General features: G+C 37.4%; 18 protein-coding genes and 1 pseudogene. 10 read left to right on the top strand and 9 right to left on the bottom strand.

From position 1 onward, the window contains the following. The first annotated feature begins 126 nt into the window (after positions 1–126). Entirely contained in the window at positions 127–2,115 is a 1,989-nt protein-coding gene (locus tag PS1M3_RS13110) for a methyl-accepting chemotaxis protein (protein WP_203984736.1), read from the top strand. Positions 2,116–2,189: 74 nt separating this feature from the next. Here PS1M3_RS13110 and kynU read toward each other — a convergent pair whose 3' ends face one another. Together kynU and PS1M3_RS13120 are read right to left on the bottom strand one after the other, a co-directional pair. Then, positions 2,190–3,425: a kynureninase gene (gene kynU / locus PS1M3_RS13115; RefSeq protein ID WP_203984739.1), complete on the bottom strand. Its 1,236-nt coding sequence runs from the start codon at positions 3,423–3,425 to the stop codon at positions 2,190–2,192. Further along, entirely contained in the window at positions 3,422–4,264 is an 843-nt protein-coding gene (locus PS1M3_RS13120) for a S9 family peptidase (RefSeq protein ID WP_203984741.1), read from the bottom strand. Before PS1M3_RS13120 ends, kynU begins: the two co-directional genes overlap by 4 nt. 363 nt (positions 4,265–4,627) lie before the next feature. On the opposite strand from PS1M3_RS13120, the gene PS1M3_RS13125 reads away from it, so the two are divergent. Beyond that, positions 4,628–4,936, top strand: a complete 309-nt coding sequence (locus PS1M3_RS13125; RefSeq protein ID WP_006794804.1) for a hypothetical protein — start codon at positions 4,628–4,630, stop codon at positions 4,934–4,936. A 51-nt stretch (positions 4,937–4,987) separates the two neighbouring features. Here the strand turns inward: PS1M3_RS13125 and PS1M3_RS13130 are convergent, their stop codons facing one another. Beyond that, positions 4,988–5,575 carry an ACP phosphodiesterase gene (locus PS1M3_RS13130; protein WP_203984743.1) on the bottom strand — a complete coding sequence of 196 codons (588 nt, stop codon included), beginning with the start codon at positions 5,573–5,575 and terminating at the stop codon, positions 4,988–4,990. Between the two features lie 98 nt (positions 5,576–5,673). Here PS1M3_RS13130 and PS1M3_RS13135 point away from each other — a divergent pair, with 98 nt between their 5' ends. From PS1M3_RS13135 to PS1M3_RS13150, 4 genes are all read left to right on the top strand, one after another. Then, entirely contained in the window at positions 5,674–6,150 is a 477-nt protein-coding gene (locus PS1M3_RS13135; protein ID WP_006794802.1) for a YqhA family protein, read from the top strand. 177 nt (positions 6,151–6,327) lie between these two features. Beyond that, entirely contained in the window at positions 6,328–7,179 is an 852-nt protein-coding gene (locus PS1M3_RS13140; RefSeq protein WP_008128812.1) for an alpha/beta hydrolase, read from the top strand. A 14-nt stretch (positions 7,180–7,193) separates the two neighbouring features. Further along, complete coding sequence (locus PS1M3_RS13145; RefSeq protein ID WP_008128811.1) at positions 7,194–7,733, top strand: DUF2975 domain-containing protein; 540 nt, start codon at positions 7,194–7,196, stop codon at positions 7,731–7,733. Beyond that, complete coding sequence (locus PS1M3_RS13150) at positions 7,733–7,948, top strand: helix-turn-helix transcriptional regulator (protein WP_008128810.1); 216 nt, start codon at positions 7,733–7,735, stop codon at positions 7,946–7,948. Before PS1M3_RS13145 ends, PS1M3_RS13150 begins: the two co-directional genes overlap by 1 nt. Positions 7,949–8,111: 163 nt before the next feature. Here PS1M3_RS13150 and PS1M3_RS13155 read toward each other — a convergent pair. Continuing rightward, positions 8,112–8,945 (bottom strand): annotated as a pseudogene (locus PS1M3_RS13155) (mechanosensitive ion channel family protein). A gap of 286 nt (positions 8,946–9,231) precedes the next feature. On the opposite strand from PS1M3_RS13155, the gene PS1M3_RS13160 reads away from it, so the two are divergent. Further along, positions 9,232–9,477 carry a DUF4235 domain-containing protein gene (locus PS1M3_RS13160; RefSeq protein ID WP_203984745.1) on the top strand — a complete coding sequence of 82 codons (246 nt, stop codon included), beginning with the start codon at positions 9,232–9,234 and terminating at the stop codon, positions 9,475–9,477. 347 nt (positions 9,478–9,824) lie between these two features. Further along, a complete protein-coding gene (locus PS1M3_RS13165) occupies positions 9,825–10,973 on the top strand; it encodes a hypothetical protein (protein WP_203984747.1) in 1,149 nt (382 codons plus the stop codon). Positions 10,974–11,212: 239 nt separating this feature from the next. Here the strand turns inward: PS1M3_RS13165 and PS1M3_RS13170 are convergent, their stop codons facing one another. Genes PS1M3_RS13170 through PS1M3_RS13185 form a run of 4 tightly spaced genes read right to left on the bottom strand, consistent with a single transcriptional unit; the run spans position 11,213 to position 14,745 of the window. After that, a complete protein-coding gene (locus PS1M3_RS13170; protein ID WP_203984748.1) occupies positions 11,213–11,971 on the bottom strand; it encodes an ABC transporter substrate-binding protein in 759 nt (252 codons plus the stop codon). 32 nt (positions 11,972–12,003) lie between these two features. After that, a complete protein-coding gene (locus PS1M3_RS13175) occupies positions 12,004–12,978 on the bottom strand; it encodes a transposase (RefSeq protein WP_203984750.1) in 975 nt (324 codons plus the stop codon). Positions 12,979–13,003: 25 nt separating this feature from the next. Next, a complete protein-coding gene (locus PS1M3_RS13180) occupies positions 13,004–13,738 on the bottom strand; it encodes an ABC transporter substrate-binding protein (RefSeq protein ID WP_203984752.1) in 735 nt (244 codons plus the stop codon). A gap of 32 nt (positions 13,739–13,770) precedes the next feature. Then, a complete protein-coding gene (locus PS1M3_RS13185) occupies positions 13,771–14,745 on the bottom strand; it encodes a transposase (RefSeq protein ID WP_203984754.1) in 975 nt (324 codons plus the stop codon). Positions 14,746–14,956: 211 nt separating this feature from the next. Between PS1M3_RS13185 and PS1M3_RS13190 the strand changes: the two genes are divergently transcribed. Further along, complete coding sequence (locus PS1M3_RS13190; RefSeq protein WP_203984756.1) at positions 14,957–15,136, top strand: helix-turn-helix domain-containing protein; 180 nt, start codon at positions 14,957–14,959, stop codon at positions 15,134–15,136. After that, the gene (locus PS1M3_RS13195; RefSeq protein ID WP_239104457.1) at positions 15,124–17,232 is read left to right on the top strand and encodes a triacylglycerol lipase; all 2,109 of its coding nucleotides are present in this window, start codon (positions 15,124–15,126) and stop codon (positions 17,230–17,232) included. The genes PS1M3_RS13190 and PS1M3_RS13195 overlap by 13 nt, the downstream gene beginning before the upstream one ends. Here PS1M3_RS13195 and PS1M3_RS13200 read toward each other — a convergent pair. After that, positions 17,229–18,185: an IS110 family transposase gene (locus PS1M3_RS13200; RefSeq protein WP_203984765.1), complete on the bottom strand. Its 957-nt coding sequence runs from the start codon at positions 18,183–18,185 to the stop codon at positions 17,229–17,231. The genes PS1M3_RS13195 and PS1M3_RS13200 overlap by 4 nt on opposite strands. Positions 18,186–18,250: the final 65 nt, after the last annotated feature.

Genomic DNA, 18,250 nt, shown 5'->3' on the forward strand with positions numbered 1-18,250 from the left:
CACTTGTTCAAGTGAATTTATTAAAAACTGCACTACGCTTTATGTATTAAATAGTTAATGACTATTTATTTGCTTAACCCTTGTTTAGCCAAAATACCGAGATAAATACACAACAGGACTAACCCTATGAATCGCTTACTTGGCCGACTATCTATCATTCAGCTCTCTTTATTAACATCAATCATATTAATGGTTTTTATTTTTATATTGTTGATACAAAACATAGCGAATAAATGGCAGGAGTCGCAAACACTACAGCAAGATATTGCATTAATTAGCTTGTTAGATGCACTGGAAAAAGTGGCACATAACCATGCTGTAGAGCGAGGCTTAACTGCAGGATTTTTAGGAAGTGGTTCAGCCGAGGCTAAAAACAAAGTACTCGCGCAACGCCAAAAAGCAGATAGTTCAATACAGCATTTAAAGTCGGTAAGTGATCAACTAACTAAAAACTCTACAAAGGTCTCTAAAAATTTAAGTATTCTTTTTGATCACAATGCAAAAAAAGCGGCATTACGTACCCAGGTTGATAAACAAGCAGCCCCTGGTGCCTTCGCGTTTTACAGTAAATTAAATCAAATTGCACTCGATGTAGCGGCTAACCTGAGTAGCCAAATAAAGCATCCGGTATTATCTAAAGATCTAAATATTGCTTTTTTGCTCGCGCAATATAAAGAACGTTTGGGCCAAAATAGGGGAAAAATAAATGGCACTTTAGCTAAAAAGCAGTTAACGAGTGTTACACAGCAAAATATTGCCTTATACAATTCAGAAATAGATTTACTCAACCAATATTTAATAGCTAATTTGCAAGGCCAACAATTACAAAGCTTTAACAGCATTATACAAAGTGCTGACTCACGTAAAATTAATGCAATAACAAACACATTGCTCAACACAGAATCGCCCAACTTTACAGCTTTGCCGGCAGCCTCTGTGTGGTTTCCTATGGCAACACAACAAATAACTCAAATTAAAAAAGTACTAGACAGCCAATGGAGTACTGTTGACAAAGATGGCCTTGAACTAAAAGAAGCGGCCGATACAACGCTTACACTCACTATTATCTACTTTTTGGTTACACTTGTGATCATCGCATACTTAAACTTTCATTTATTAAGTACTCTCAAAAAGGAACTAAGCCAACTAACGTCACTCTTACTTAAAGCCGAAAAAGGCGACCTAACAATAGATATAAGGCTCAAAAGTAAAGATGAACTCGGCGAAATATCAAATGCTATCCACAATACTATTTTCGCTTTTAAAGACCTGCTATTAGGGCTCGACCACTCAATAAATTCGGGCTCAAAACTCAGTGACGATATGAGTAATGCAACAAAAACAGTCCTTGATGATTCAAACAAAACATTGGCTATGGCGAGTAATATAGCCACCGCAATAGAAGAAATGGCCGCAACAAGCCGCGAAATAGCAGGCTCAGCTTCTGAAACTCTCAGCTCTAGTGACGAGTTAAACAAACAAGCCAGTCTATTGATAGAAGATAACAAACTCAGCCAAAGCTCAATTACTGAGCTTGCAACGGGGATGTCTGACGTAGAAGAAGTGGTAAGTAAAATGGATCAGCAGGTAGCGAGCATATCGTCCATTTTAGATTCAATTAGTAGCATTGCCGAGCAAACTAATTTACTCGCGCTCAATGCCGCTATTGAAGCAGCAAGAGCAGGTGAGCATGGTAGAGGGTTTGCCGTTGTTGCCGACGAAGTAAGAAGCCTTGCAGGAAACAGTAAAGAATCATCAGAAAAAATTTCGTCTTTGCTCGGCGAGTTACAGTCTATCAGCGACCAAGTAGTTAGCTCTATTGTAGCAAGTACTAAATTATCAAAAGCCACTTTAGAGCGATTTGATCAAGCAAGAGCGGTATCCGAGCAAGTACATGCACAAAGTAAAGTACTCGAAAACTTAGCCATGAACGTGTCATCAGCCGCAGAACAACAGTCGGCAGTTGCGTCAAATATAGCAGTGGATGCTGCAAGCGTATTTGAATACGCCAACCACGAAGTTGAAGCAGCACGTAAGCAAGAAGAAATATTTAATGAAATGCGACTCAACACTGAAACCCTGCAACACACAATGAAAAACTTTAAGTTTCAATAGTTACTAGCAACCTTGTAATACTGCTAGAGGCTAATTGCTTAAGCAAAATAAACCAAAGCAATTAGCCCGCTTTATTAAGTTACTTTACCCGCCAAGTTAAACCGTGGCTCGGCGTATAACTTTGTTGTAACTACATCAACTAACGTATTTACCGCGTTCCACACATCTTCAAACGAGGTGTACAAAGGCGTAAAACCAAACCGTAAAATATTAGGCGCTCTAAAATCAGCAATAACGCCTTTTTCTATTAATGCTTGGCAAATAGCAAATGCGTGATTATGCGAAAAAGCCAATTGGCTTCCGCGTTGGATTGAATCTTCAGTAGAGCTTAAGCGCAAATCAGCCAAGCTAGCATGCGAATGCACTAAAGCAATAAACACATCGGCTAAAGCAATCGACTTAGCCCTCACATCGCTTATTTTTACGCTTTCCCACACATCAAGTGCAGCGTCTAACGCACTCATAGCAATCACACTTGGCGTACCACATAAATACTGATTAATACTTGCTGCACACTCGTATTGAGCATCAAACGCGAATGGCTTTGCATGCCCCATCCAACCACTCAATGGCTGTTTAACGGCACTTTGGTGGCGCTTGGCAACGTATAAAAAGGCAGGTGAGCCAGGACCACCATTTAAATATTTGTAGCCACAGCCTACTGCAAAATCAACGTTGCATTTATCCAGCTCAACCGGCAATGCACCTGCACTGTGTGCTAAATCCCATATTACTAAAATACCTTTTTGATGGGCAAGCTCAGTGAGCTTTTGCATATTCAAAAGCTTACCAGTTCTAAAGTTAACTTGGGTAAGTAACAATACCGCTATATCGTCAGTTAAGTTTTGTTCAATATATTGCTCTTCAACTAGTTTTAATTGGCATAAGTCAGTACCTAATAAATCGCTTAAACCTTGCACCATGTATAAATCGGTCGGAAAATTATCTTTTGTCGACAACACTTTGCTGCGGCCAGTGTTTAACATAAGCGCGCTGCTTAAAAGCTTAAATAAGTTTATTGAAATCGAATCACAACAAATTACTTGGCCTTTTTCAGCACCAATTATGGGCGCTATTTTTTCACCAACCTGAGTAGGTAAATCAATCCATTGATGATCATTCCAGCTCCTAATTAAATGGCTTCCCCACTGCTCGCTCACTACTTGTGCCACTCTGGTTTTAACCGCCTTAGGTAAAGCACCTAGTGAGTTACCATCTAAATAAATAGTGTTAGCGGGTAAATCAAATTCATCACGCTTGCTTGCCAGCACATCAGCTTTATCAAGCGCTACAATATCATCAAAATTCATTTATCGATTCCGTTTAAATGTTTAACTAAGGTACCAAAAGCAGCAGAACCTGGGTGTATCCAATCAAAATGCCCCACCCCTTCGAGTAAATCTACTGGTCGATTAAGCTGCTCTAAATTATACGCAGGAACAATACTGTCATTCGCACCTTGTAAAATAATGCTTTGTTGATGCAATGGTTGCTCACTTGGGTTGGCCTGAGTGTATTCGTTAGGTTTATCGCTTGGCATACCTTGCATAAAATCTTTAGTGACTTTTTGGCAGCTATTTGTACCTGCCGCATAGGCTTTAATATCGGTAATGGGGGCAAGGCCAATGACGCCTTTTAATTCACTCATTTGTCCACCCGCTAGTAACGCTAAATGACCACCAGCCGAGTGCCCAATAACCACTGTATTATTCAATTTAAATTCGCCACTGTTGTAGACACTGGATGCTAAAATACCAGCTTTAATATCGTCAAAAGTTACAGGCCAGCCGCCACCGCTTTTACCACTGCGGCGATATTCCATCGACCACACATTAAATCCTGCTTGTGCTAAGCCTGTGCTTAATGCATAGCTGTGTTTTATATCGTATGCACTTAGCCAACAGCCACCATGTAGCAATACAACTAACGGCTTTGATGTACTTTGCTCAGCTTGCGTGGCGCGCCACAGTAATGCAAATTGTGATTCATCACTCCCGTAAGGTACTTTTTCATTAGCATTTACAAAACTAAGCGACGCTACTTTAGAGTAAGCAACATTGTTTTCAACAACAGGAAACTCAATGTTGTTAGTAGTCGTACACCCGCTTAAAAACCACATACCTAAAAGTAAAACAACCATATTTTTCACAACACAACTTCCTTTTTAAATTTAAAAAACAACGCCTTTATACATATTAAAGCTGCCACCATAGCGTTACGTTTAACTTGCGTTATCACGTCACTTAATCATTAATTAATAACACTTTAGTGGCTGCAATTATTATTGTTATACACAAAACAGGCGTAATTAATGACCATTGTTTACGTGTTTACCCCACTTTACAAAGCAGCGCCAAGTTAACCATGCTAAAAGCAGCGAGTAAAGTTACTGCGTTTAAGCTTATATTTATACCTAAATTATTATTAACTTAGCTTTAAGGTGTTGGCCATTAAAAGCTTATGTATAATGACTCACTCTGGCTATTATTATGCCCTCAAGTGGAACACTACAATGAAAAAACTATCTAAAGTGCAAGAAAAACAACAAGCGCTTGTGCTTAACGTTGCCGATAAAATAGAAGAGCAAGGCCGAGCCGAACTACCCGGTATGCTGCAATGTTGGTTTGACGTGGAGTATCACTTATTCCCGGGCTCGTTACTTATGTGCTTTCAGTTTGAAAACCAGCAAACCCTCGATGCTGCCGAGCCTGACATATTAAAATGGCAAAAACGATTAAGCGGCGCAATGCTTAAAAAAGGCGTTATTTTAAAAGATATGCGAAAGCATCTAAAATTTACCTTAAACGGCCCAGACGACTAAACAGCATTAACAAAAACCTTTGCCTGTAATTACAAATAAAGCACTCTAGGCTCAAGTGCGTTCAGTATTAAACTCTTTTACATGCGCTATTAATTCTGGAAAAAACGCTAAAAAAGCGGCATCTAATTGGTTGTAATGGCGCTTTATATCTTCAGCAGCGCCAGTAAATTGGTTGGCAAAACGAATACGATCAGCAATATTATCCAACGCATCCCCCACACCATTAATGGTTTCGTAATCTTTAAACCAATCGTGTTTAGTTATGCTAGTAACAACCCGCTGCATACGCGGCGGCATGTGCGCTAACCGCTGATTTAAAAGCCCAAAACTGTTACGTTTAAAATCACTCAAGGGCTGATCATTAAACTGTTCCCAATGCATAATTAAAAAGTGGTCAAACACAACATCTACTGCCACACCAGCAAAGCGCCTGCGCATTGGTGAAAAATACTGTTTTGCTTCTTTAACAATTGGGTGAGAGTCGGTAAATTTATCAACTAAATAGTGATTACTAAGCGCATTTTTTACAGGCTCACTCAGTTGCGCCACATGCCTGTGGCCACCAAAATCGCCCAATAAGTTTCCAAAATGAGAATCAGCCGTTGGCTTTGCAAAATAAAGATGGGCTAAGTAATTCAATATGTTCTCGCGTTAGTTACTCTGTTTAAATAGTAACTTAGGGAGCTAACATATACTATGCTTCGTATAAGTTAAGTCTAATTATAAAGTTGAGCAGCATGGAAAATATATTCCAAACCAGTCGTTTTTTAGTTGTCATCGCGGTTATTACCGCAGCATTATCATCGCTTCTTGTTTATGTTTCGTGTATTAATATTGTTTTTAATATAGTGGTTTCAACCATTCTCGACCTACCAGATTCTGCAAAAGCAGGTAAAGCCCTCATAGTTGAACTACTTAAAATTCTCGATTTACTATTAATCGGTATTACCCTACAAGTAATTGCCATTAGCTTATACCGCTTATTCATATCGCCTGCTAAATCAAAAGAAAGTAAGTTTTTAGCCGCTTTTAATATTAAAGACTTTCATGATTTAAAAATAACCCTCGTACAAGTAACCTCAGTTGTTCTTGTCATACTATTTTTAGAACATGCAGTTGAATTTGGCGGCACAATAGAAACCCTGTACTTAGGAATAGCCATTGCAATTGTTATAGCTGCCTCAACATTTGCATGGCGTTCAATGAAAGACTAGCTATAAATAATGTTAAAAACGCTTCATAGAATATTAAGTGTATAAATACTGTGGCAAGTAACAAAATTTCCACCCATCATAAAAGCTGCACCATTTAATTATCGAATAACGATAATTAAACATTGATTATCAATAATAAAAATGCCATTTTAGTGTTTTAATTTAATGGATCTAAATATGAAACACTCCTTACATTTAATCATCTTGATACTACTAATACTTAGCCAAACAGCATGTAAAACAATTAATATTAGTGAGTCCCACTTTATTAAACCAAATAAAAACATAACGTTAAGCACACTTTCAGCCATCAATAATTCAGTACAAATAACACCTATCGAAATATCTGCACACGATGGAAATACACTTCGCGGCACGTATTTAAGTATTGCAAACCCAAAAGCTACTGTTGTGTATTTTGGTGGTAACGAATTTACTATTCAGAGAAACAGCGCTGGACCCGCCACTATTCTAATCGAGCAGCAAGTAAATATCTTAATGTTAGATTATCGCGGGTATGGGCAAAGTAGTGGCATACCTAACATAAAAAATATGAAACAAGATGCGCTAGATATTTACGACTTTGCTAAACAACAAAGCAATATACCAATCGTTTTACATGGTCACTCGCTGGGCAGCATGATTGCAGGCTACATTGCAACACAGCGCCCTGTTGATGGTCTGGTCCTTGAAGGCAGTATTACAAACGTAAAGCAAATGACCAGCGCACGTATACCATGGTATGCAAAGCCATTTATAAATATTAACTTTTCAAAACAGTTAACAACCATCAACAATTTAAAAATGGTGCAAGATTATAAATCACCACTACTAATAATGACGGGTGAAAATGACATGCAAACACCTATTTCATTAGCCAAGGAGCTCTACAAAGAGGCTATATCGAGTCAAAAACAGTTATATATAGCAAAAGGGATGCATCACGGTAATGCATTAAAAGGGGCTGAATTAAAATCAAAATATGCTGTACTATTATCTCAAATAACAAAAAATAACGTACCACAATGAAAAAGATCACATATATGAGTAATTTTATTTTAACTTTATTAGCCTTTGGTTTTTTAATAACGTTGGTCAGCAGTGCCATGGTATTAATGAGCAATACAGAGCTATTAAATTATAGCAGCGAAAGTGGTACAAAAATGTGGATTGGTCTAGAAGTAAGTGGCTCATGGCAACAGGCAGCCTCATACCTTAAAAGCAATAATTACAACCCTGTTATATTTTTGGGACTTGTTCAAGTCGCATTCTTACTGCTGGTAAATGCGATTTTAATACGCCTTTTTAGCTTGTATCGAAATGGCAGTATTTTTGGCCCTAAGAATAGTCAATGTTTTTCATGGTTAGGCGCAGTAATGGTTTTACAGTTTTTTATAGTCGCCTTATACCCTGCCTTAATTTTCAGTATCATTAATATTATTGATGACGTAGAGCTTAAGCGTGTAGTTTCAATTAGCGATACCGATATAATAGGCCTTATATCGGGGTTAATTATTTACGTTATCGGATGGATAATGAAACAAGCCCATAAACTTCAACAAGACCAAGAATTAGTTATTTAATGCCTATTATTATTGATTTAGATGTAATGCTTGCTAAACGAAAAATGAAATCAAGTGAACTTGCGCACGCTATTGGCATAACGGCACAAAACCTATCAGTGCTCAAAGCAGGACGAGCAAAAGCAGTCAGGTTTTCCACGTTAAATGCCATTTGTAAGCATTTAAATTGCCAACCGGGCGATATACTTAGATTCACTGACGAAGAAGTGCAATAGCCCTAAACAAACTGAGTGGCTATTAGAGTTTGTTATTAATAAGTAATAAAAAAGCCGCTTTGTTTAAATTTATTAGCAAAGTGGCTTTTATTTTTTATCAACTGTTATTATGTAAGCCAGGCTCAACACTTAAAAAGCACTTTAAAATTGGCTTACTGGTTAACTAATCTTTGTTTTCGTTTACTAATATAACTTTACGATGAGGGAATGGAATCTCAATATTGTTTTCATCAAGTGCTTTTTTAATTAGCTCTGGCACAGTATATAAAATTTCAAAGTAGTGCTCACCTTTACAAAAAGGGCGAACTAAAAAGTCGACAGAGCTATTGTTAAGTGTTTCAACTTCAACAAATGGGGCCGGATCTTTTAAAATATGTGGATGGCTGTCTAACACGCTATCAATAACTCTACGCACTGCATCTGTATTTTCATCGTAAGCCACACCAAAATGCATATCTACGCCACGAATAGGGTGATGCGAGTGGTTAATAATTTGTGCACCCCAAATTTGGCTGTTTGGAATAATAACTTGTTGATTGTCGAACGTTTGCAAAATAGTCGTAAACATATCCACTTATGTTACTTTACCAAAACGACCTGCGGCTTCAATAAAATCATTTACCTTATAAGGCCTAAATATTAATAGCATTACACCTGCAGCCAAGTTAGACATAGCACCTTGTAGTGCTAAACCAATTGCTAAACCTGCAGCGCCTAATAACGCAATAATTGAAGCCGTTTGTACACCAAAACGATTTAACACTGCAATAAACACAAACGCTAAAATAATGTAACGGGCCATACTGCCTAAAAAGCGAAATAGCGTATCATCTAAATGAGTATATTTATGGCATAAGCCAACAATTAAATTTCTAACCTTTCCTGCAAACCATAAACCTACTAGCAGTATTACAATTGCGAGTAAAATATTAGTAGACCATTCAAGTGCGGCGGGTAGATACTGATTAACATCAATATCGTTTATTAAATCATTCATTATTATTCCTGTGTCATGAAATGTAAATTATCCCAGTCATTACAAAGCCACTTTGTTAACTTTTCATCAACCAAAAATAGTAAATTATTATTTTTTGACTGTAGGTGCATGACATTTAACAAAACAAGTTTTCATAGGGCAAAAGTATTTACTATATAAACAATATTCAACACGACTTAATATAGGCAATGTTGCCTTTCGGAACGTAACTTGCTGTTACGCATGTTCATACTTTAAAAATTAAACATAAATAACGTCTATTTATAGTTATTAAAAGGAGAACATTATGAGTAATAAACAACTAATTACGACCTTAGGTATAGGACTTGCTGCTGCATCTGCCGGTATGTTAACAAGGAAAACTTTACAAAAATCGTGGGAAAAGGTTACCAACGAACCAGCCCCAAAAGACAAGCCAAGTGAAAATACCGATCTTAAAGAAGCAGTAACATGGGCGGTAGTTTCAGGCATTGGAGCCGGCGTAGCAAGAATGGCAGTGCGTTATATTCTCGACAAACGTCAATCCAAATAAGATTTAAATTAATACCTCTTGTAATATTAGTGTTTACAAGAGGTTTAACCTTCCTATCACTCCACCAGCCATAATTACCCTAAACAATATAGATATGAACGCTTACTATATTCCTGTAATAGACTGTGTACGATTACCCACATAATTTATATGACCTGAGTAAAAGGTAACCATCACAATTACTTTCTTATAAAAAAGACTCAATGCTGGCTTTATAAATCCAGTAACCTAAGTGAGTTAATCACAAAAGCAAATATCTGTCGATTCAACGTTAATAGGTTGCTCTAAGCTAGCAATCGTAGGATAGTAAATTACATATAAAACAACAGCCTTATATTAGGAATATTATGATCAAAGTATTATTAGCGACCAGCTTAATCGCCTCTTCATTCGCTGCTTTAAGTAATCCTTTAACTGTTGAAGAACAGCGTATCAACAAAGCCCAATCGGCAATGCCCAATGTTTTAAAAGCATTTACCCCACAGGTAACAAGTTTTGAGCAACAATTTAAAGAACTTAACAACTTTAAAAGTGCAAAAACATTAGTACAACGTTTTAGCTTTGAACTGTGGGAAAACGCCAAGCAACGCATAATAAATACCAATAACTACGACGACCGAGAGCTCTACTGGGCACGCCTGCTTTCAAGTAAAGTAATACGCACAACACCGCCTAAATTTTCAATTACGCAGGCTCAACTCAATACGTTACTAACCCTACTTGAGGAAGGCAGCAGAGGCCGCACCGACCTTACTTTTTCATCAGGCAGCACTAAAAAAATATTACTTACAGGCTTTGACCCATTTTTACTCGATAGAAACATAAACCAAAGTAACCCCTCAGGTGTTGCAGCGTTATTACTCGACGGGCAAGTTATTAATTACAACGGCATAAGCGCAGAAATTAACACCGTTATGGTGCCTGTGCGCTACGAAGACTTCGATCAAGGCATAATAGAATCACTGCTTGCCCCCTACTACGCACTTAATAATGTAGACATGGTTGTAACCGTTAGTATGGGCAGAACACAATTTGATTTAGAGCACTTTCCGGGTAAACGCCGAAGTGTAACCGCGCCCGATAACGCTAATATTGTGTATGGCGGAACACAAACAAGCCCAGTAATACCAAAACTTAATGGCCGACCACTCCCAGGCAACGAGTTTGTAAAATTTAGCTTGCCTGTAAATTACATGCAACAAGCCAAAGGCCCCTATAAAGTTATCGACAATCGTGAAGTCACCACGCTTGAAAAAACCTATAAAGCGCCTTCGTATGGCGAGCTAAAAAACAGTATTGCGGTTAATGGCGGCGGCGGTGGATACTTGTCTAACGAAATATCGTACCGAAGTATTCGCCTTCGTGATGCGCTTAATTCAAGTATACCTACAGGGCATATTCATACCCCACGTATACAACAATTCGAACCCGAAACAGAAGCTAAAATAGTAAACCAAATAAAGGCAATGCTAGAGCAAAGCCTAGTCGCGCTATAAGTTATCAAAATAAGTTTAAGCGCGTAAAAAAGGGCAATATTATTGCCCTTTTTTATAACTAGTTAAAAATTGCTTATGGGTCGTTAAATAGAAAAATATTTTTTATGAGATTCTTAATCAACTCTTACTTCAACAGGACGGTTAAATAGAGTTACTAAGGGCAAGTCTACATTTTCACTCATTAAACAGCAGAAAACTGACCCAACGGGGCTTTCTTAAAAACACATAAAATATAATTACTATTTATCAAGGCTAGGCAAAAACATACTTTCAGGTACTTTATTTTTAATCATAACGTCACGGTATGTACCGTCGCTCATACCTAAATCAATGGCTTTACTCACTACCGCCATTGCTTTTAAACTTTCCGCAATGTCTTTTGCAAATGCAACATGGATAGAACGCTTTTCAATCATGCCGGAGTCAAATAATATGTCGTTTTTAAATTCAATTAGCTCAGTGCTTAACAAATACTTGCCATAACTTTCTGACATAATTAGGCGGTCAACTTTTTGGTTAAAAAGCAGTTTAAACCCTTGTTGAGCTGTGGCAACTTCTAACAACTCATAAGTATTGTAGCCAGTTAATATTTTGTCATGCACACCTAAACGCACACCCGCAATAATAGCATGTTCGTCTTTTCTATCCTTATGATAAAAAGCACCAAATACTCCCATTCCAATTGGGTTTGATAAAACCGCCCATTGCTCTCGTCCTGGCAGGTTAGCAGCTAAAAATAGACCGTCAGCTTTTCCTAATTGAGTATAATAGTTAGCTCTCGCCCATGGTAAAATAATGGCGTCTACTTCATATCCTAATTTAGCTAAACTGTGATTTAAAAATTGCCAACTAGCACGATAAATTGGGTAATTCTCCATCAGCATTTTGTCATGATCGTGACCAACCGCAAACGTAATGGTTTTTCCCTTTTCACTGGCATTTAACGAGCCAATGCTAAAGCAAAAAATGCAAAGTAAAATAAACACCCTACAAATCATAGTAACCTCTTATTAAAGATCTCATTAAGGGTTCAAATCTTGACTTCAGACATCAAACAACCTCGAAGCGCTTCCCACTGTAATTCAACCTGCTTATTCTCAATAATTAATGCATTTAATCTACCAACAGCTTTTGATATGGCCGAATAGTGTTTAACATTAAAAACATCTGCTAATGCCTGCAAATTTAATCCCGTTAAATCTTGGCACAATTTAATAGCATACCATCGGGGTAAGTTTTTTTCTTTTCGTCCCTTTTTAACCATTACTATATCATCTACCTCAACATTAAAGTGGTTAGCCAAATAGGTAATTACATCATTCGCTGAATGCCTTTTACTAACAAGCTTGCTTTCATTGTTTGATGTTGCAATATAACCTTTAATGCTTTCAATAAAGTCATCACTGCCTAGCACCGACAATAACTTTTTAGCACCATAAAAAGCGCTTACTTCTTCATTACACTCATATTCAACAAACTGTTTGTATGCAGCATACTTACGCTTTTTAGCTTGCAGCGAAAATATAAAATCTCGAACCAACCATTTAGGTGTCGCACCACTTTTAATAAAAGCTGAATAGCTAGACCATTTGTACTTAGCAAGGTCATCTACCAACGGGGTGCTCGTTTCAATTGGGTTACGATGAATATACCGGCTAACATGCAATAAGTAGTTATCAGCATCCACCAACACGGCTTTGTATCGGCCCCTGAACAGTGCACCATCTGTGTTATGTGTTCTATTAAAGTATTGAGTGTAAAGGCCGTTAATATGCTTCATGGCCTTGCCTAAATTAGCATCGGGAGTTTTTATTAGCAGATGGTAATGATTGGTCATCAAACAATACGAATGCACTTCAATATTAAAGCGAAGGCTTGCTTGCTCAATGCAGTATAAAAAATACTTAAAGTCGTCATCGCTCAAAAAGGTATTTTCGTGCCCTCTTCCACGATTCATCACATGATAAAACGCATTTTCATACTCTATTCTCAATGGTCTAGACATAGCAATTCACTCCATAAGCAGTAAGCTATAAATCTAGATCACTAATGTCCGAAGTCAAGATTTGACCCCTTTGGTTTCTCATACCTAAATCAATCGCTTTATTCACTACCGCCATAGCCTTCAAACTTTCAGCAATATCTTTTGCAAATGCAACATGAATTGAACGTTTTTCAATTACATCGGAGTCAAATAATATGTCGTTTTTAAATTCAATTAACTCAGTGCTCAACAAATACTTGCCATAACTTTCTGACATAATTAGGCGGTCTACCTTTTGGTTAAAAAGCAGTTTAAACCCTTGCTGAGCTGTGGCAACTTCTAACAACTCATAAGTATTATAGCCAGTTAATATTTTGTCATGCACACCTAAACGAACACCCGCAATAATAGCATGTTCGTCTTTTCTATCCTTATGATAAAAAGCACCAAATACTCCCATTCCAATTGGGTTTGATAAAACCGCCCATTGCTCTCGTCCTGGCAGGTTAGCAGCTAAAAATAGACCGTCAGCTTTTCCTAATTGAGTATAATAGTTAGCTCTCGCCCATGGTAAAATAATGGCGTCTACTTCATATCCTAATTTAGCTAAACTTTGATTTAAAAATTGCCAACTAGCACGATAAATTGGGTAATTCTCCATCAGCATTTTGTCATGATCGTGACCAACCGCAAACGTAATGGTTTTACCCTTTTCACTGGCATTTAACGAGCCAATGCTAAAGCAAAAAATGCAAAGTAAAATAAACACCCTACAAATCATAGTAACCTCTTATTAAAGATCTCATTAAGGGGTCAAATCTTGACTTCAGACATCAAACAACCTCGAAGCGCTTCCCACTGTAATTTAACCTGCTTATTTTCAATAATTAATGCATTTAATCTACCAACAGCTTGTGATATGGCAGAATAGTGTTTAACATTAAAAACATCTGCTAATGCCTGCAAATTTAATCCCGTTAAATCTTGGCACAATTTAATAGCATACCATCGGGGTAAGTTTTTTTCTTTTCGTCCCTTTTTAACCATTACTATATCATCTACCTCAACATTAAAGTGGTTAGCCAAGTAGGTAATTACATCATTCACTGAGTGCCTTTTACTAACAAGCTTGCTTTCATAGTTCGATGTTGCAATATAGCCTTTAATGCTTTCAATAAAGTCATCACTGCCTAGCACCGACAATAACTTTTTAGCACCATAAAAAGCGCTTATCTCTTCATTACACTTATATTCAACAAACTGTTTGTACGCAACATACTTACGCTTTTTACCTTGCAGCGAAAATATAAAATCTCGAACCAACCATGTAGGTGTCGCACCACTTTTAATAAAAGCTGAATAGCTAGACCATTTATACTTAGCAAGGTCATCTACCAATGGGGTGCTCGTTTCAATTGGGTTACGATGAATATACCGGCTAACATGCAATAAGTAGTTATCAGCATCCACCAACACGGCTTTGTATCGGCCCCTGAACATTGCACCATCTGTGTTATGTGTTCGATTAAAGTATTGAGTGTAAAGGCCATTAATATGTTTCATGGCTCGGCCTAAGTTAGCATCGGGAGTTTTTATTATCAGATGATAATGATTGGTCATCAAACAATACGAATGCACTTCAATATTAAACCGAAGGCTTGCTTGCTCAATGCAGTATAAAAAATACTTAAAGTCGTCATCGCTCAAAAAGGTATTTTCGTGCCCTCTTCCACGATTCATCACATGATAAAACGCATTTTCATACTCTATTCGCAACGGCCTAGACATAGCAATCAATTCAAAAAGTAGTAAATTATAAATTTAGACCTTTAATGTCTGAAGTCAAGATTTGACCCCTTTGGTTCTTGACCCCTTTGGTTCTTAGTTTTGAATAAACAGACCAAAAAAAACAGCGGCCTGCTTGACCGGTACTTTCTAATGGGTGACCCCTTTAGTTTCTCATATGATAGGATTAATCTAAGTTAAGGGGACATTGTGAATGGTTGACGATATACTCACTACTCAAGAGTTAGCGATCTATTTAGAACTCAACGAAAAAACGGCGTACCGGTTAGCTAGCGAAGGTAAACTCCCTGGCTTTAAAGCTGATGGTAGCTGGCGTTTTAAGCGTGTAGATATTGAACAATGGATTGAAGAGAAAAAACAGTGGCAAAAATAGTACTTAGGTCAGATTCTGATGAGATAAAAGATATTCATGTTATTTTTCTACATGGATTAGGAGGGGACGCAAATGGCACGTGGCTTAAAAATGGCTCTAAAGATGAAGCTTGGCCAATTTGGTTAGCTAAAGATAATTGCGACCTAAATATATGGACAGTGGAATATGACGCTCCCAAACTAAAATTTAATAGCTCAGGAATGGGTATTCCAGATCTTGCTATAAATATATTTGAACACATATTAAGAGTCTCCGAATTAGCGGAAGGAGAAATAATATTTGTTTGTCATAGCCTTGGTGGACTAATTACAAAGCAAATACTTCGAATTGCTAATGATCAAACTGATAGAGAAGAAGCACAAAAATTTTTGGGCAGAGTTTCTGGAGTAGCTTTTTTAGGCACCCCACACCTAGGTGCAGATATTGCGACTCATGGTCATAATATTATTGCCAAAGGCCTATTAAGGTGCCTAACTTTTAAACAGCCATCTATTGTTGCTGCATCTTTAAGTCGAAATGACCCTAACCTAAGAGAATTAAATACTTGGTATCGAGGTTGGTGCCAGCACAAAGCAATCAGGCACCTTATCCTAACAGAAACTGAAAAAATGTTTGGTATTATCACTGTTGTTAAACCTGACAGTTCCGATCCAGGAATAGCAGGAGTTAGAGCTATTCCTATTGCTGTTAGCCATGAAAACATTTGTAAGCCAAATGATAAAAATGACGAGATTTACACTCATATAAAAGGCTTTATATCTCAAAAAAAAAGAGAATTTCATGAGCTATGGATAAATTCTAGGTTTTATAACGATACAAACTCATGGGAAGGATATAGTAACTGGGCAAATTGCCCCCATGGAACATCCGGTGAATATTTCTTTGATGAACAGGTTAGGTTACTTGATTCATCGTCAAACAATAATGAAGGACATAAAGGTTTAGACGGCTTAAGCCTTATTCGCGGTAAATTACTAGGAAAAAAAGCATCTATTAGACTTGTCGGTTTATCTGGTGTTGGAAAAACTAGATTTGTGCAAGCTTTATTTGATGAGCGTATTGGTGAAAATCCATTACCCCATAGGGCTGTATTCTATACTGATATGGCCAACACTCCAACACCAACGCCACAAGCTCTAGCAGAAAAAATCGCTGGAGAAGGCCGTAAAGCAGTTTTAATTATAGATAACTGCCCACCTGACTTACATAGATCTCTTACAACCTTATGCAGCGTTGAAAGCAGTAACACCAACTTACTGACTGTCGAATATGATTTAAGAGAAGACCAACCAGAGCAGACTGAAGTATTCTCTTTAGAGCCATCTTCAATCGAGCTTATAGAAAAAATACTTAACGCTAGATATCAGCACCTAGGTCAGCAAAACTCTAGAACAATTAGTGAATTTTCAGGCGGCAACTCAAGAATAGCTTTGGCTTTGGCTGAAACAATAGGTAAAGACGAAAACATTTCAAGTCTAAGGGATGAAGAACTATTTAGAAGGCTATTTTATCAACGCCATACCAATGAAAAGTCACTCGAAAAGGCAGCTCAATATCTTTCACTAGTTTATTCATTCCAAATTAATAGTGATAAGCTATATAGTGATGATATTACATTTCTCAGTAACCTATCAGAAATACCTTCAAAAACTATGTTTGAATCGGCTATAGAACTAAAACGTCGAAACTTAGTTCAGCAACGTAGTAAGTGGATGGCTGTATTACCCCACCCTATTGCTAATAGGTTAGCCAAATATGCGTTAGAAAATATAAGTTCCGCTATTATTTCCAGTAACTTTAATGAATCTACAAACGAGCGATTATTAAAGTCATTTTCTAGGAGACTAGGCTACCTACCTCAATGTGAAGAAGCTAAAATCATCGTTAATGATTGGTTAAGTGAAAATGGGCTGTTATATAAACTATATACAAAAGGCAAAAGTAAACTTGCTTGGATATTACTTAATAATGTAGCACCTATTTCAACGAAAGAAGCTTTATTTCACATTGAAGCTTTAGCTAAACAGCCTGAGTTTTGTACACGAAAAAATAAGCAATTTACCGAAATAACAAGAGACTATGGCGTCAATAGTTAATTATTAACTTTTGGCGCTTCCCACATTACACCGTCTCTTAGCATCGAATTTAATATCACAATCATCTTTCTAATACAGGCGATGATGGCTACTTTTTTGGGTTTCCCTGCTGCTAATAAACGTTGATATGTTACTTTGAAAACTGGGTTTGATTGCATCGCTGACATCATCGCCATGTATAAAACCGTTCTCACTTGAGGTCGACCACCCTGAATTTTTCGATGGCCTTTATATCGACCACTTTCTCGGTTCATTGGGGCAACACCAATCAGGCTACTTGCTTGTTTGCTGCTGATGTAACCCAGCTCAGGTAGGTTACTGATGATTGATGCAGCAGCTATTTTTCCAATACCAGTCATACTCTGTAATATCATATTTTTAGCCTGGTACTCAGGGCAGCTTTCAATGAGTTTAACGATTTTTTCTTCAATCTTTTTTATCTGATTATTAAATAAAGTTAGTACTGGTTTGATTGTCATCGCCAATGCTTTGGGCATTATTTGTAAGCGATTTTTCTCCATTGTTTGCATCGTAAGCAACTGGTTACGTCGAGTCACTAAATCACTCATTACCTGCATGGTATCTGGCTTAAGCTGTGATAATTTAGGTTTAATCGCTTCACTATAATGCGCAATTAATTGCGCATCAAGCTTATCGGTTTTGGCTCGTTGACCTATTGCTCCCGCAAACCGTTTAACATGAATAGGGTTAGCGATTGTGAAAGGTAAATTGGCATTAGCGCAAGCCAAAATAAAGGGCATTTCAAGCCTACCAGTGGCTTCAATTACGATGCGCTCAGGCTTGTATTTCTTAATCGTTTTGACGGCTTCTTTAATGCCTTTATCATCATTTGGAACAGTGAAGTAAATGTCCAATGGACGGATATAAATATCGAGTTGGTACTTTCCGGTATCAACACCTACGTTTATGTTTTGCTTTGTTTTTGTATTCATAATAAGCTAACTCTTACTTGCATAATGCGGGTTCGAGACCCAGTAGACTATTCGAGTGTGGTGCT

It is taken from the genome of Pseudoalteromonas sp. PS1M3, assembly GCF_016865405.1.
GTDB lineage: Bacteria > Pseudomonadota > Gammaproteobacteria > Enterobacterales > Alteromonadaceae > Pseudoalteromonas > Pseudoalteromonas marina.

Coding starts and splice junctions, on each gene's coding strand:
- PS1M3_RS13185 (WP_203984754.1), bottom strand. CDS start 14,745: ATGTCTAGGCCGTTGCGAATAGAGTATGAAAATGCGTTTTATCATGTG.
- PS1M3_RS13145 (WP_008128811.1), top strand. CDS start 7,194: ATGAGTAATTTTATTTTAACTTTATTAGCCTTTGGTTTTTTAATAACG.
- PS1M3_RS13160 (WP_203984745.1), top strand. CDS start 9,232: ATGAGTAATAAACAACTAATTACGACCTTAGGTATAGGACTTGCTGCT.
- PS1M3_RS13110 (WP_203984736.1), top strand. CDS start 127: ATGAATCGCTTACTTGGCCGACTATCTATCATTCAGCTCTCTTTATTA.
- PS1M3_RS13150 (WP_008128810.1), top strand. CDS start 7,733: ATGCCTATTATTATTGATTTAGATGTAATGCTTGCTAAACGAAAAATG.
- PS1M3_RS13200 (WP_203984765.1), bottom strand. CDS start 18,185: ATGAATACAAAAACAAAGCAAAACATAAACGTAGGTGTTGATACCGGA.
- PS1M3_RS13165 (WP_203984747.1), top strand. CDS start 9,825: ATGATCAAAGTATTATTAGCGACCAGCTTAATCGCCTCTTCATTCGCT.
- PS1M3_RS13170 (WP_203984748.1), bottom strand. CDS start 11,971: ATGATTTGTAGGGTGTTTATTTTACTTTGCATTTTTTGCTTTAGCATT.
- PS1M3_RS13180 (WP_203984752.1), bottom strand. CDS start 13,738: ATGATTTGTAGGGTGTTTATTTTACTTTGCATTTTTTGCTTTAGCATT.
- PS1M3_RS13175 (WP_203984750.1), bottom strand. CDS start 12,978: ATGTCTAGACCATTGAGAATAGAGTATGAAAATGCGTTTTATCATGTG.
- PS1M3_RS13190 (WP_203984756.1), top strand. CDS start 14,957: ATGGTTGACGATATACTCACTACTCAAGAGTTAGCGATCTATTTAGAA.
- PS1M3_RS13125 (WP_006794804.1), top strand. CDS start 4,628: ATGAAAAAACTATCTAAAGTGCAAGAAAAACAACAAGCGCTTGTGCTT.
- PS1M3_RS13135 (WP_006794802.1), top strand. CDS start 5,674: ATGGAAAATATATTCCAAACCAGTCGTTTTTTAGTTGTCATCGCGGTT.
- PS1M3_RS13140 (WP_008128812.1), top strand. CDS start 6,328: ATGAAACACTCCTTACATTTAATCATCTTGATACTACTAATACTTAGC.
- kynU (WP_203984739.1), bottom strand. CDS start 3,425: ATGAATTTTGATGATATTGTAGCGCTTGATAAAGCTGATGTGCTGGCA.